At 42.7% G+C, this 13,927-nt stretch carries 13 protein-coding genes; 8 read left to right on the forward strand and 5 right to left on the reverse strand.

From position 1 onward, the window contains the following. Positions 1 to 182 precede the first annotated feature (182 nt). Positions 183 to 3,095, reverse strand: coding sequence for a glycosyltransferase family 39 protein (locus F6K51_RS05365; RefSeq protein ID WP_293018666.1), 2,913 nt, complete (start codon positions 3,093 to 3,095; stop codon positions 183 to 185). 146 nt (positions 3,096 to 3,241) lie between these two features. On the opposite strand from F6K51_RS05365, the gene F6K51_RS05370 reads away from it, so the two are divergent. Both F6K51_RS05370 and F6K51_RS05375 read left to right on the forward strand, forming a co-directional pair. Beyond that, the gene (locus F6K51_RS05370; protein WP_293018668.1) at positions 3,242 to 3,547 is read left to right on the forward strand and encodes a helix-turn-helix transcriptional regulator; all 306 of its coding nucleotides are present in this window, start codon (positions 3,242 to 3,244) and stop codon (positions 3,545 to 3,547) included. Between the two features lie 60 nt (positions 3,548 to 3,607). Beyond that, positions 3,608 to 3,742, forward strand: a complete 135-nt coding sequence (locus tag F6K51_RS05375) for a hypothetical protein (RefSeq protein WP_293018670.1) — start codon at positions 3,608 to 3,610, stop codon at positions 3,740 to 3,742. Between the two features lie 16 nt (positions 3,743 to 3,758). Here F6K51_RS05375 and F6K51_RS05380 read toward each other — a convergent pair whose 3' ends face one another. After that, positions 3,759 to 5,375 (reverse strand): glycosyltransferase family 39 protein, encoded by a 1,617-nt coding sequence (locus F6K51_RS05380; RefSeq protein WP_293018672.1) that lies wholly within the window; start codon positions 5,373 to 5,375, stop codon positions 3,759 to 3,761. A 128-nt stretch (positions 5,376 to 5,503) separates the two neighbouring features. Continuing rightward, positions 5,504 to 6,037, reverse strand: coding sequence for a DUF1295 domain-containing protein (locus tag F6K51_RS05385; RefSeq protein ID WP_293018743.1), 534 nt, complete (start codon positions 6,035 to 6,037; stop codon positions 5,504 to 5,506). A gap of 623 nt (positions 6,038 to 6,660) precedes the next feature. Here F6K51_RS05385 and F6K51_RS05390 point away from each other — a divergent pair. The 3 genes from F6K51_RS05390 to F6K51_RS05400 all read left to right on the forward strand — a co-directional run bounded on the left by F6K51_RS05390 (position 6,661) and on the right by F6K51_RS05400 (position 9,239). Beyond that, entirely contained in the window at positions 6,661 to 7,269 is a 609-nt protein-coding gene (locus tag F6K51_RS05390; protein ID WP_293018674.1) for a hypothetical protein, read from the forward strand. Positions 7,270 to 7,996: 727 nt separating this feature from the next. Beyond that, the gene (locus F6K51_RS05395) at positions 7,997 to 8,962 is read left to right on the forward strand and encodes a hypothetical protein (RefSeq protein ID WP_293018676.1); all 966 of its coding nucleotides are present in this window, start codon (positions 7,997 to 7,999) and stop codon (positions 8,960 to 8,962) included. Between the two features lie 130 nt (positions 8,963 to 9,092). Then, positions 9,093 to 9,239 carry a hypothetical protein gene (locus F6K51_RS05400; protein ID WP_293018678.1) on the forward strand — a complete coding sequence of 49 codons (147 nt, stop codon included), beginning with the start codon at positions 9,093 to 9,095 and terminating at the stop codon, positions 9,237 to 9,239. 30 nt (positions 9,240 to 9,269) lie between these two features. Here the strand turns inward: F6K51_RS05400 and pruA are convergent, their stop codons facing one another. Beyond that, complete coding sequence (gene pruA, locus F6K51_RS05405) at positions 9,270 to 12,338, reverse strand: L-glutamate gamma-semialdehyde dehydrogenase (RefSeq protein WP_293018680.1); 3,069 nt, start codon at positions 12,336 to 12,338, stop codon at positions 9,270 to 9,272. 532 nt (positions 12,339 to 12,870) lie between these two features. Here pruA and F6K51_RS05410 point away from each other — a divergent pair. From F6K51_RS05410 to F6K51_RS05420, 3 genes are all read left to right on the forward strand, one after another. Then, positions 12,871 to 12,993: a hypothetical protein gene (locus F6K51_RS05410; RefSeq protein ID WP_293018682.1), complete on the forward strand. Its 123-nt coding sequence runs from the start codon at positions 12,871 to 12,873 to the stop codon at positions 12,991 to 12,993. A 138-nt stretch (positions 12,994 to 13,131) separates the two neighbouring features. Then, positions 13,132 to 13,272 carry a hypothetical protein gene (locus F6K51_RS05415; protein WP_293018684.1) on the forward strand — a complete coding sequence of 47 codons (141 nt, stop codon included), beginning with the start codon at positions 13,132 to 13,134 and terminating at the stop codon, positions 13,270 to 13,272. Between the two features lie 59 nt (positions 13,273 to 13,331). Beyond that, a complete protein-coding gene (locus tag F6K51_RS05420; protein WP_293018686.1) occupies positions 13,332 to 13,535 on the forward strand; it encodes a DUF433 domain-containing protein in 204 nt (67 codons plus the stop codon). Here the strand turns inward: F6K51_RS05420 and F6K51_RS05425 are convergent. Next, positions 13,513 to 13,641, reverse strand: coding sequence for a hypothetical protein (locus F6K51_RS05425; protein ID WP_293018688.1), 129 nt, complete (start codon positions 13,639 to 13,641; stop codon positions 13,513 to 13,515). The genes F6K51_RS05420 and F6K51_RS05425 overlap by 23 nt on opposite strands. Between the last annotated feature and the right edge of the window lie 286 nt (positions 13,642 to 13,927).

Consider the following 13,927-nt stretch of genomic DNA (forward strand, 5'->3'; position numbering starts at 1 on the left):
GAACCTTGCGGACTTGCGCGTAGCGCTATATGAGTAACCGCAAAGACCCAAAGAACGCGAAGACTAAAAAACTTAGTCTTCTTGAGAGATTAATTCACAATTAATTCACAATTAAATAAAATTAGCGTTCGCGTAGCGTGGCCGTTCGCGTAGCGTGGCCAAAAGGCCAAAAGGCCATCGCTTTAAAGTTCTAATCCCTGAATAACACTCCAAGCTTTGAACACATTACCTTGCATCAAGGCAGCTATACCAGATAGAGCTTGTAGTTCGGGAATAGTCGGGTTGATTTTAAGGGCAGGTTTTAGGGCATTTTCTCCATTTTTTCCATCCCAATCATAGAGATAGACGAAGGCAAGATAAGCGTGAGCATAGGGATTTTGGGGGTCAAGTTGGGTGACTCGCTTTAATGCTGCGATCGCACCTTCTACATCTTGCTGCAATACCCTACTCAAGGCCAGAGCATAGGCCAAGTCTAGGTTATTCGGTTCCAATTCCAGCCGATAGCTTAAGGCTAAATCTGCTTGCTCTAAGTAGTCCTGAATCGGATCGTACTGGTTAATGCGGGCAGTTTCTTCAAAAACCGGTTCTAGGCCATTGAGTCCTTTAGGTAAATTAGTGGACAATATCCGCATTTGGGTGATTAAATCTAGTTCTGGTGCAGCTATGGGGGTAGCTGCTGGATCGATGGTCAAGGTAACCGTTGGTACTTGTATCGGATAGGTTTCGCGAGTTTGTCGATTGAGGTAAGTTGCTTTTAAGGTGTAGCTTCCAGCTGGGATATCTGCTGGGGGAAACATCGCCATCCGTTCAATGACTTCAAATTCGGCATTGGCAGGTGGTAATTGGGAAGAGTGTAGTTCTCCCATGGCAATACCATGGTCGTGTAACCATCCGTGGGTGGAAGGTTGCAGGTTAGTATCGGTTGAAGGTTGAAGGTTAGTATCGGTTGAAGGTTGAAGGTTAGTTTCGGTTGAAGGTTGAAGGTTAGTTTCGGTTGAAGGTTGAAGGTTAGTTTCGGTTGAAGGTTGAAGGTTAGTTTCGGTTGAAGGTTGTAGGTTAGTTTCGGTTGAAGGTTGAAGGTTAGTTTCGGTTGAACCTTGGCCAAAAGGCCACGCTTTCGGCAAAGCCGACGCTGCGCGAACGCGAACAACCTTCAACTTGTTAACCTTCAACTTACCAACCTTGGCCAAAAGGCCACGCTTCGCGAACAACTCTACCGGTTGCCAGGTTAGGATAACGATGCCAGATTGTAATTGCTCCCAAGAACCAGTCCACTGATAAGTTACTGGTATAGGTACTCCAGCAGGAGATGTTTCTGGTACGGTGACTTGGTCTAATTTAACTCTGGGGCTTGAGCTGAGAGTATTGCTGTTCGCGTAGCGTGGCCTTTTGGCCAGGGAAGCATTGCCATTGAAACTAGTGGGTTTTATGGATGATTGGTCACCCACAGGCTTTATCGATAATGGTTTTACGGCTATTGGTGGCTGCCGCTTGTGATACAGTTTCAGTTGGCTAGCATCGGGTAACTCCCAAGTCTGGTGTAGCTCAAATTCTGTCCCTTGCTCAACTGCCTGAACAATAGCTGCTTGGGATTCTGGGATTGACCCTTGGGCACCAGTTTTAGTGAGGAACCAAGAAAGCGATCGCATATCCTGTTTCACTTGTTTGGCTTGGGTTCCCACTTGACGCCCGTATACTTGGAAATTGGCTAATGCACCATAGTAATTGAAGTTATGTTGGTTAATGTCTGGGGTTGACGGTAATACTCCTAAGTTAGAGCGCAAGTAAGGTTGAGTCTTGATGATTTCCGCAATTACCTTCGGATGAGGCCATGGCTGTCCTAAGTAGGGAAAATGTTGTACACGGGGACTAAGTAATTGAGTCAATCCTCTACCTCCTAATGGAAATAGATTCAACATCATCAGTACAGTTGCTAGCCCTACCGTGCTCCAACGCATGGGTTTACCCCAACGATTAGTCCAGCAGGTTAAGCCATAAGCCAGAAACAGTGATAGCACTGGAACTAATGGCAAGATATAGCGAGCATCTTTATTAATATTCAATGAACACAATAGATAACCACCCACTATGAAGACTCCTAGCCAGGTTAGTGACCAGATGGGGGGATGGGGGGATGGCAGATTGTTCGATTTTGCGATCGCGGATTGCTTGAGCCCATACTTGAGCCCATAAATTAATAGTCCTACTATCGGTATTAACAACAGCGGCCAAGAGATCAGGTAAGGTAAGATTTTCCAGTAGTAAACCCAAGCATCAAGGGTATTGAGGGCTGGGTCTCCTTCTGCGATCGCGGAATCAATGGTTGCTCGCTTGCCAGAGGTCAATATCAACAACCAATTAATCCGGTACCATGGACCAAATAGCAAAACTGATACCAGCAAACCGCTGATTAACTGAGCTAACCTTTGCCATTGCCTCTGCCACAAAACCCTCACCCCAGCCCAAGCGATTGGCACGAATAGAAAAAATAAGGCAGTTTGCTTAACTAGCAAGGCTAATCCTAAACAAACCCCAAACCCCAACCCCCACAACCATCCTTGTCTTACTGTGGTTCGGGATAAGGGTGTCTTTGCCCTCCCCAAACTCCACCACACTGTCAGAGACCAAAAACACAAACTGACTACTGTGGTTAATGGATAATCCAGCAAAAATTCTAAACGGTAGCGATATAGTCCTGGTAACAACATGACTAAACCAGCAGCCCATAACCCTACCTGGCGGTTAAATAACACTAGCCCTAATCCATAAACTGAAGCAATTAACACTCCACTACATAAAACTAGCGCTATCGTAGCTAGTTCTGCTCCTGTTCCAAACAGCTGCTGAACCATTGCGGCAATAATATAAGTCAATGGCGGGACTTTTGAGGAAATTGCCCAAAAACTGCTCCACCACTCTCCAGAGAACCACTCAGGATGCTGCAACGCCTGCCAGTAATTCAAGGAACCAGTCAAATAATCCGCCTGGTCCCAAGCTGGGACAGAGTGATCTAGGGCAAACCAAATGCGATCGCAAAATCCACTCCCTAGCCAAATTAGTCCTAAAATTACTGGATCTCTAAAGCGTCTTTTCATAGTGGTGAGTGCTAGGTGCTCAGATCAATTAGCTACAACAATCTTACCTGTAGTGATTGAGTAAATTGATATTGAACGGGTAATCTTGAGAAAGGGTTTATTTCAACAAAACCCAGATGTTCATACCTATGTAGAGGAGGAAGAAGATGACTAAGACTTCTGATGCGATTAAAATTCTTAACAAGAAGATTCGTACCGACCCCGAAATGGAGGGAATGATAGCAGAAGCTTCTCTTAATGCAGAGGTGGCACAGTTGATTTATGAAGCCAGAACAAAAGCGGGGTTAACCCAGAAACAGCTTGCAGAACTTGTAGGTACAAAGCAGCCTGTGATTGCACGACTTGAAGATGCTGATTATGAAGGACAGTCCCTTTCGATGTTGCAAAAAATCGCTCGCGCTCTGAATCACCGGGTAGCGATCGCGATCCATAAGCTGATAGCTGATAGCTGATAGCTGATAGCTTACCCAATTATTAACTGCTTAAATTATAAGATAGCGGTTTCTATCCTAATGAGTTACACAGGATTTTTTCTATCTTACCGATTCCCGATTCCCGATTCCCGATTCCCGATTCCCGATTCCCGATTCCCGATTCCCAGATCCGCTGTTCCCGTAAACCCAAAGAAAGATTTGTATCTCACCTAATTTAAAACCGCTATACTTAAAGCCTTAACTTACCGAGGGGCTTGACACTCGACTCATCAAACCACTCTATCTTAGTACTATACTTTTCCTCAAGTCCTTGTTGCAAATGATCAGATGGATAAAATAGAAACACATCACTAAACCCTTGAGGAATATCGGGAATAGTAGGGGGAATGACTAACTGAAGTTTTACCTGAGGATTTAATAAATAACTAAGAGAAATCACATCCCCAGGATTCACGGAAGAAACATTGCTAACTACCAGAGGTCGCTCAGCTTGATTAATTATCCTAGCGATGGTAGGATTGTTAGCCCCAACTTGCTTGTTCCACCAGATTTCTGTTTGGGAACTAATAGCACAAGAGATAACTCCCCCTGTAAGCAGCACAGCTACTATTCCTTTCCAGACTTTCTGTGTTCTTAAATTAGCCTTTATTAAATTAGCCCTTGATAGATACCCAGTTATAGAACTAGTAATTACATAAGCAACAGCCAGCTGCACTCCGATATAGCAAGGTAGAAAATACCGACTCGCCACTGAACGTCGTCCTCCCCAAATTAAGTCCGGTAAAATTAACCCTAATGCAGTAATAACGATTAACGTTAAAACCAGTAACCAAACTCGCTGGGTAGTATAACGACAAATAAAATAAATTGCATATCCCACAAAACTCACTAAAATTGGTGGGATTATATAGGTAAATGGATGCTCCAGTGGTATTCCAAAATCCAAAAATATCAAACTTAGGTTTATACCCCAGATTTTTACCAAAAATGATAAAGGAACTTGAATAGTTGTCCAATGGGTTTTATGCTGAATGATAGCTAAGTTAATAACCACCACAACTAACCAAGGGGAAAAGGCTAGAAACCCGGCACCAGATGATATCAAATAAGCAATAAGAGTTTTCTTAAAGCAAAACCGTTCTATTATAAACACATAAATTACATGTCCAATAGCCACAAATATAGAAAACAGAAATGTGTAAAAACTAAGTGCCAAGGTGACACCATATATTACCCATGACCAGATGTAGCTTGTTACTTTTATACTATCCTTAGTTTTCCGGATAGCTCGCAACAGAGACGCACAAGATAAGATAATAGTCAATGTCCATAGACTATATTCCCGTGCTTCTTGAGCGTAGAGCACATGAAAGGGAGATACCGCCAAAAGTGCCACAGCTACCCATGCCACTAAAGGGGATTCAAATAATTCTAAGCACAGCCAATAGATAGCTGGGAAAACCAGCAGGCTAAACAGAACAGATAAACCCCTAGGGTTATTGACAGCAGCACCAAGTAACTGCCGCCAAAACCGGGCCATTAAATAATATAGGGGTGGATGTTCTGGGTTTGTAGTTAAGGCATTAATAGTATCCCCTAAGTCTTTTTCAGGATTGGGATGCTGATACTTTTGTAAGTCTTCAACACCAATTACCCTACCATCAAAAACTTCCTTAATTACTTCATCTCCGGTGTAGCCAGAACTCCGAATTGAGGTATAAACCTCATCGTGCCAGTAGATTTTATGGTTTAGATTGAAGCAGCGGAAGAAGATTCCTAGCAGTAAAAGGACGATAATTAAAAATCGCCATCTTAGGGAAAAACACTGCTTAGATGGTTTGGTCATATCTTCAATGGGTGCTTGGCTAATCCCTACTCCCTACTCCCTACTCCCTACTCCCTACTCCCTACTCCCTACTCTCTACAACCCAGGCCTTTGTACTTCACCGAATTGAGAAATGCTATAATTTATGACTACCTCGTTTTTTGTGCAAAATCTGGCTCGTTTGGATTGGAAGTAGTAGCTAAAAATAGCTGTGGTAGTAGTAGTCCAGAATTAGCTTTGTAGTCAGCAAACTCTGGATAGCGGGAGAGAGACTTATCTTTTTTGAGCATATTGGGAATAAATATAGCTGCGATAAAACCTGCCAAAATCAAAAAGGGTAGCCAGTGCTGAGCTAGCATGACAAAACCAGAGTAGATCAGGATTTCTCCCAAGTAGTTTGTGTTTCGACAGCGAGCAAAGAATCCTTCTGTGATTAATCCAGAACGATACTTGAGAGTATAGTATTTCTGGGCATCACTGGCATAGTGTAGAAAGACTCCCATGACATTAATGGAAATAGCAGCAGCGACCAGGGGTAAGGGAGGCTCAGAACCACTGCTGATCAGAATAAAGGGAGCAACCCAGTAGAGCATTAGTATTCCGAAGCCAAGAATTCCGATGCCAATCGGTATTTCTTGCTCCCACTGCTTGTCTGGATAGATACGGTCTTTGAGTAGCCACATCACTTTATAGTTTTATAATTTGTAATTTATCTAGTCAAAATTAATTTAATACGACGACTTCTCTTCAAGGTGATATCACTACCGTAATGATACTGATATCTATCATTGATTTCATAAACAATAACGGATAAATCAAGAATAATACTAACAGACTTGTATAAATAAATACTTGTTATCAGGGTATCTTCTTAAGAGAATTCGCGTATTCCTCAGTAATTTATCTTAAAAATACTATAATTGATACCATTATTATAATTGATGCCATTATAATTTATGATTAACTAGAGCCTCTGGGGGGGTAACCGGCAAGCTAAAATCATTACTGGGTAATAATTTCAGCCCATAAGTTACTTAGCGATGCAGCGCCGCAAAAGGGGGTTTCTCCCATGAGCGACTGCATCAATACAAGGTGCGCTTGACCTTGGCTAATTTAATTCTTAATGGGTCAAGCGCACCTTTAGAAACCCTATAGCAGTTCTCCATCGGGTGAGGTACTTTCCTCTTTAGTTTTAGGGAGCAGGGATTAGGGAGCAGGAAGCAATAAATAAAATTTAGATTTACCTCAAGCTTACTAGGAAACGCAATAGTTCAGGTTTACTCAAGTCAAGCAATTAAACAATGTTATGTTTCTCATTAATAAAGAAGCAACCACTCAAAAAATTGAATTGCTGGATAAATCTAAAATTATTTTCCAGAATAAACTATTCACTAAATGGTTTGATATTTTTCCAAAGGCTTATCAAAAAGCATTCAAGTTTTGTCGTTCCCAAATATCTGATGAATATTCGTCTTTGTATTTGCTTGTAGAACATCGGCATTATTTGACAATTTGGATTGAGCAAGAAGAGGTAAGTTTAGCTAACAAAGTTTATAGTTCACCAATAAATAGTGCTCAACCTAAATCCACTGATTCGTTACCACTAATGGCAGCTATATCTAAAGGGGAAAATCCCAGATATTTTGATGGTGAACAATCCAGAAATCCTAACCAGTTTCCTAGGGAAGTTTTACCTGATTCACTCCCCGAAGATATTTCAGCTTCCGAAGCTTCGATAGTTACTGAAAACCTTGGATACTGGTACAATCACACAGAATCTTATTCCCCGGCAACTCCAAAATTAGCTACTGGTAATCTCAATCAGGAGCAAGAGATTCCGGAATCTGAGTTCCACCTGCATCCTAGGTTTCAGGAAATTACTAAGCAATCTCTTAAACGGCTGTCTAAAAAGTAATATCGAGGGATTTATTACCAGGAGCAACATGTCTTGACCCAGCTACCGAAATCACAGTTATCTCCCTCACGAATTGGCTCAAAAACCGTCTATAGCAGAAGTCAGAAGTCAGAAGTCAGAAGTCAGAAGTCAAACTCTTGCGCTTATTTAGGTTTGAGACTTTTTTCATGTCCTAACTGCCCTGGCGAATGCTATAAGTTTGATTGTAGAAAATCAGATGGTTGAGGGACTTTCGTCCTGGGTTGCGCGGCAGTAGGGAGTAGGCAAGTCAGAAGTGGGAAGTCGGAAGTGGGAAAAGTTTTGTGTACTTGCTTAACTAATTATTTGAACGGAGTATATAGTGATTAGAGCCCCAATTACCAAGACAGAAATGTAGGGATTTCTGCAAGAGGAGACAAGGAAGGTTGGGTTAATTGTAAAACTAGCTACATTTTATGGTTGACAATTAAATTTATTTGTGATATATTGGTATACCAGATTTAGTCCATCCTAAATACTTGATCTTTACCCACATAGGCGTGAAACCGTTAATTGACTGGGCAAGACTCCAGCTCGATGCCCAAAATCCCAGCATTAATGAGATAAATTTTAAGTATATTGGGTCAAGGATGTAGCCAAATCTGCGACGCAATTGACTACATTTTTCTGTTGACACTTCCAGAGCAAAATTGCCACAATCTCACCAGCTATTTCCAAAAATAGATCAAGTAGGGGGTAAACTACCCAAATGTTAATAATTGATCGAGAAAAGATTAATCAAGAGATTCAGTGGCTCGATGAATCTACAATTATTTTCCAAAATAAAATATTCACTAGAGGTTTTGATATTTCTCCAAATGCTTATCAAAAATCATTAAAGCTTTGTAGTTGCGAAATCTCTGAGGAATTTCGGCCTCTGTATTTAGTTTTAGAAAATCCGCATTATCTGACGGTTTGGATTGAGCAACAAGGGGTGAGTTTAACCGATGAAGCTTCTGCTTCACCAATCAATAGCCCCCAACCGGAAGGGAGAGTTACTGACACTCTTGATGGTGAACCAACCACAAATCATAACCAACTCCCTGTATCAGATTTACCTGATTCACTGTCAAAATCTGATACATCTTCACAAACTCCAATTATAACTCAAAACCCCGGAGACTGGCACAATTCGACAGAATCTGATTCCCCTGCAACTCCAAAAGTACCTACTGGTAATCTCGATCAGGAGAAAGTGGTTTCTGAGACAGCAGTCAGTGACCAGAACAATACACTTCTTGCAGAAGTCGGAAACAGGGAACAGGGAACAGGGAACAGTGGAGAAGATTTGACGCAAACACTATCAGAAAATTACTTTTGCAAGGAGAAAGTGGTTTCTGAGACAGCAGTCAGTGACCAGAACAATACACTTCTTGCAGAAGTCGGAAACAGGGAACAGGGAACAGGGAACAGTGGAGAAGAATTGACGCAAACACTATCAGAAAATTACTTTTGCAAGAGGTCTAATACACCAAAAGCTGAGGGCGATCTGAATCCTAGTGGTAAGCAAATTACTAAGCAATCTGGTAAACGGGTGTTAAAAAAAAAATATCGAGGGATTGTCTATGAAGTGGAAGCTATGTTAATCGAGTTACCGGAATCCCAGTTAGAGACGGATGATAAAGGGTTTGTTCGAAAAAAGTCTAAAAAGCGATATCGAGGAATTTCCTACTAAGTTCATAAGTAAGCGGTCAGCGGTCAGCGGTCAGCGGTCAGCGGTCAGCTTAAAACAAACTTCATTTGGGAGAATTTAATATTGATAAATTAATGAGAATTGAAAGTCTCGAGAAAAGTCTATCAGCTTTGTGGCACAGGCTTTGGCCTTGGCCTTTAGGCCACGCGGGGCGCGTTTGGCCACGCTGTGCGAACGACGCTGTGACGCACATAAGCTGATAGCACCTCAAGTAGCGTGGCACAGGCTTCTAGCCTGTGAAGCATTAGCTGATAGCTGATACGCGACACGCTGATAGCTTACCTAAAAACTATTCCATTCCTTCAATGGGTGCAAAGCCTTGTCGTTGAATATTTTCAGTAATAGTACGGGGTTCGAGGAATTGTACTAGATAATCGGGACCTCCTGCTTTCGACCCTACTCCAGACATCTTGAACCCACCAAACGGTTGCCGTGATACAATGGCACCGGTAATATTGCGGTTGATATATAGATTACCGACCTCAAGCTCGGCTGAGGCTTGTTCTATATGGGATGGAGTACGAGAATATAAGCCTCCGGTGAGGGCATAGTTAGTACTGTTGGCTATATCAAGGGCTTCTTGGAAATTCTTTGCGGCCATTACTGCTACTACTGGACCAAAGATTTCTTCTTGGGCAATGGTGGCCTTGGGGGAGATATCTTTAAAGATCACTGGACCAATAAAGTATCCGGTGTCAGGTGCTGGCATTTCTAATGCTACCTTAGCTTCCTGACGTCCTTTTTCAACGTACTCCCGAATGCGATCGCGTGAAGTAGCATCTATGACTGGACCGACCTGGGTACTGGGTGCTTCTGCTGGCCCAATGTTAAGCGATCGCGTTGCTTCAACTAACCGTTTTAGGAAACTCTCATACACTGGCTCCAACACAATTACTCGGGAGCAAGCGGAACACTTCTGACCACTGTAGCCAAATGCTGATTTGACGACTCCAGCTACGGCTTGGTCGAGGTCAGCACTTTCATCTACGATAATTCCATTCTTACCTCCCATCTCAGCAATGACTCGCTTGAGATGTTTTTGACCTGGTTGCACCATGGCGGCATCGGCGTAGATACGACAACCGACTTCTTGGGAACCGGTAAAGGCAATTAGATGGATATCGGGATGCTTGACCATATGGGCACCGACGGTTGAGCCTTTGCCTGGAACGAATTGAAATACTCCTTTGGGTATCCCGGCTTCTACTAAAATTTCAGCTATTTTTGCGGCAATCACTGAGGAATTCGCTGCGGGTTTGAGTAGCGTACAATTTCCTGCCACTAGGGCTGCTACAGTCATTCCTGTGGTAATAGCGATGGGGAAGTTCCAGGGAGAAATGACTAGGGCAATACCTCGGGGTTGATAGACATAGCGATTGGTTTCTCCAGCAATGTCGTAGTTATATCCATCCCTGAGCCGTTCCATCTCTGATGCGTAGTAATAACAGAAGTCAATCGCTTCGGAGACTTCTCCATCCGCTTCTCGTAATGGTTTGCCAACTTCCAGACAGACCCATGCTGATAATTCAGCACGGCGTTGTTCGATCAAGTCTCCTGCTTTACGTAAAATACCAGCACGTTCGCTTACTGGTGTACGTCGCCAACTGGGAAATACTGCTTTAGCTTTTGCGATCGCTAATTCTGCTTGTTCTACAGAAATTAATCCAATTTTCCCGATCACGACCCTAGGGTTAGAGGGATTAACAGAATCTACTGTGTCTGTTGTAGGCTGATATTCCCCATTGATTAAGGGTAAATAGGTCTTACCTAGTTGTTGGCGAACGGTAAGTAAGGCTTGTTTAGCTTTTTCTCTGGCGTCTAGCTGAGCATAGTCTGTATTGGCAGCATTGGTGAATGGGTTAGTAGGTTGAAGGTTAGCAGGTTGAAGGTTTGTTGGTTGAAGGTTAGCAGGTTGAAGGTTAGCAGGTTGAAGGTTGTCTTGAAAACCTTCAACATTCAACGTGCCAACATTCAACTGTTCCTGCAACGCTTTTGGTGGTGCAATCAATTCCTCTACGGGTCTATCTTCTAAGCTTTGTCGTAGGAAGGAACTATTTGCGGTATTTTCCAATAGCCGCCGAATCAGGTAAGCCATTCCTGGTAGTAGCTCTCCATAGGGTGCATAAACCCTGACCCGATGACCGTGATTGACTAAGGCTTTGGCTAGTTGGTCTCCCATGCCGTAGAGGACTTGCATCTCAAAGCAGCGACGGGGGATATTGAGATTTTCAGCAATTGCGATCGCATAAGCTTGGGAGCGCACGTTATGGGAACCAATAGCGCTATAAACATACTCGTGGTTTTCTAGCAGCAGTTGGGTGATACGCTCAAAATTGGCATCTGTGGCGGCTTTCTGGTTATATACTGGTTGGGGCCAATGGTTTTGGAGTGCTGTTATCGTCTCTTGGTCCCAATAGGCTCCTTTGACCAAGCGTATGGTTACTGGATTACCCCGCTGTTTTGCCCAGGCAATCAAGTCCTGACAATCTTGTTGTGACTCTCGCAGATAGGCTTGCATGGTAACACCGATATCGGTGCGAGAGCGAAACTCTTCTTCCATTAACAAGTCTTTGAGTATGGAGAAAGTAATGTCTTTGTACTCATACTGCTCCATATCAAAATGAACCGCCGCCCCCAATTCTTTGGCACGGCGGAGCAATTTGCGGATGCGATCGCACACCCGATTTTGGCTACCCTGAGGATCAAGAGAATCAAATTGAGAGTAGAATGCTGTCAGTTTAACCGATACTTGGACGAGTGGCAAGGATTTACCATCAGCAACATCAATTTCCTCTACCTTAGACCACTGTTTTGCTGCCTCAGTGAGTTGTTCGATCAGTTGCAGATAGCGGTCTAGGTAAGACTGAGCTTCTACTTCTGTAATTACGGCTTCTCCCAATAAGTCTAGGGTAAATGCCATCTTCTGGTTTCGCAGGCGTTTAATGGTTTTAAGGGCCTGGTTGAGATTTTCCCCAGCAATATACTTTTGGGCTAGGGTGGCTACAGCAGCAGATATGGTTTTGGCTGCCAGTTGTCCTGGTATGGAGTCGGGATTGGTGAAATTGAGCATTCCCTTCAGGGCAGCAGGCAGTTCTACTGACTCATCCCCTAGGTATTCTTGAAAGTGACGAGCAACTTCCGTTTGGCTACGCAGTGCCGGTAGGGTATCGATGAAGCGAAATAGCTGCACCCGTAGTCCTGGATTACTCATTGCCCAGGCTAGTAACTTATCATCCCACCGCATTTGGTCTCGCATTTGGGCAAGAAAGGAACCTTTCTCCCGAGTTGCGGCTAGAAGTTCTCTGGCAATTTCCTGAGTTTTGGCTTCGTAAGTGCTTTTGGGGATTTCTATAACCACCGGTGGTAGACTCCTGTTCTGGATGCTGGCAGTTTTTGATAAAACAATTATTATATTTTATTTTCTCTAGTTAAAGCAAGATTTGACTTGAGTCTTTAGAGGGATTTGAGGTAAGCATTCAGTTTTTATTCAAAATTAGCTCAAGTACCGTGGAATAGGCTAGAAGCCTGTGACATGTGGAATAGGCTTCTAGCCTGTGACATGTGGAATAGGCTTCTAGCCTGTGACATGTGGAATAGGCTTCTAGCCTGTGACATGTGGAATAGGCTTCTAGCTGATATAAAAGCCAGAATTAATGATCGTGATATTTTTGGCATCATAGAAGTAACTCCTATTTAGGTGGGAGGAAAACCGCGCTGGTGTGGATTAATGGTTATGACCAGCGCGGTTATTAGTATCGGTCGTCACTTTCTATACTATACATAACTACTCGAAAAAAAGCAAGGGGCAATTAAAAGTTTTTACATTTATTTACAACTAAAATTTTTAACAGGATTTATACTCAAATTTGTGTAGGATTTAGCTAGTTTTTTTGGGTTATAGCAATTGTAAATTAATTGTAATAATTTTTGTTTCCTGTTCCCTGTTACCTGTTCCCTTTTACTACTCCCTACTCCCTACTCCCTTTTTACATCAATCCTATGTTTACATTTAAACTCAAAATGCTATAGGATAGTATCAATCATCATTTACAGACTAGTTATGTTAACCCTTGATGAAATCGAAACAGCTATTCGACAATTACCGAACAGCGAGATTATAGAGCTGGCAGCCCGCTTACAAAATTATTTAGATGATGCGCGATAATAGGTGGGACCAGCAGCTAGAATCTGACCTAAAATCTGGAAAGCTAGACAAGCTTATTGCCAGAGCAGAAGCAGATATTGCTACCAATCAAGTTAAGGAGCTTAATGAAATCCTTGACGACACCTAATTTTTCGATAAATGCTATAAACTAGATTAACCATAAATCTAAGTAAACAACTAATCATCATGAATTGGAGAGAATACATTCATTCCAATCCCAACATTTTATTAGGGAAGCCAGTGGTTAAAGGCACTCGTTTATCCGTTGAGTTTATTTTAGGCTTGTTTGCTGCTGGTTGGACAGAGTTACAGATATTGGAAAGCTATCCAACACTAACTCCAGAATCAATTCGAGCAATCTTTGCCTTTACTGTTGAATGTATGCCATAGCAAAGGGAACAGGGAATAGGGAACAGGGAACAGAAGAAAAATATTGATGTAGGGTGGGCAGTGCCAAAGATAAATAACAGCAGCTGGCGATAGCATTAGTAAGCACTGCCCACCGGGCGAATCAATCACAAAGCGAGAATATTGATGTAGGGTGGGCAGTGCAAAAGATAGATAACAGCAGCTGGCGATAGCATTAGTAGGCACTGCCCACCCTACTAACTTTAAAATAGCGAATCAATCACAAAGCGAGAATATTGATGTGGGGTGGGCAGTGCAAAAGATAGATAACAGCAGCTGGCGATAGCATTAGTAGGCACTGCCCACCGGGCGAATCAATCACAAAGCGAGAATATTGATGTGGGGTGGGCAGTGCAAAAGATAGATAACAGTAG

It is taken from the genome of Moorena sp. SIO3I8, from assembly GCF_010692325.1.
In the GTDB taxonomy this organism is placed as follows: Bacteria; Cyanobacteriota; Cyanobacteriia; order Cyanobacteriales; family Coleofasciculaceae; genus Moorena.